Below are 548 nucleotides of genomic sequence, written 5' to 3'. Positions count from 1 at the left end.
AGCGAGGATCAGACCTGGTTCCCCAAGCTCGGCGTCACGCCCTATCAACCCGGCAGTGGCAGCGTCGCCGATCACCCGGTAATCAGCCGTTTTTCTCAGCGTTTCAGCACCCGTACCGCTGCGGTCACCCGCCGTGACTATGACCTTGAGCGGCCAAGCCGTTTGCTGGAAAGCCAGGACGCCTGCCAACAGGGCCCGTTGCTGGAGGACTATCGCTATCCGTTGTCGATGCCGACCGAGGCACGTGGCAAGCATCTCACCCAACGCGCCCTGGAAAGTCATCGCGTCGACTACCAGTTGGCCGAAGGCGAGAGTGATCAGCCGACCTTGCGCAGCGGCCACTTCTTGACCTTGGCCGGGCACCCGCGCCAAGCCTGCAACGATTTGTGGCTGCTGCTCAGCGTTCATCACACCGGCAAGCAGCCTCAGGTACTTGAAGAAGTGATGAGCGGCGACGCTTCTGAAGCGGAGTTCACCCAGGGTTATCGCAATCATTTCAGCGCCATTCCCTGGGACGTGCCTTATCGCCCGCCATTGCCGGCCCGCAG

The 548-nt window shown here is 61.9% G+C and carries 1 protein-coding gene; it reads left to right on the top strand.

What is annotated here, in order from left to right:
* The coding region (locus PQT43_RS31190) for a contractile injection system protein, VgrG/Pvc8 family (protein WP_272755590.1) at positions 1–548 on the top strand (548 nt) is incomplete at both ends.

The sequence above is a fragment of the Pseudomonas sp. BLCC-B112 genome, assembly GCF_028550695.1.
Taxonomy (GTDB): domain Bacteria; phylum Pseudomonadota; class Gammaproteobacteria; order Pseudomonadales; family Pseudomonadaceae; genus Aquipseudomonas; species Aquipseudomonas danubii.
This window is presented reverse-complemented; position numbering and strand designations above follow the sequence as displayed.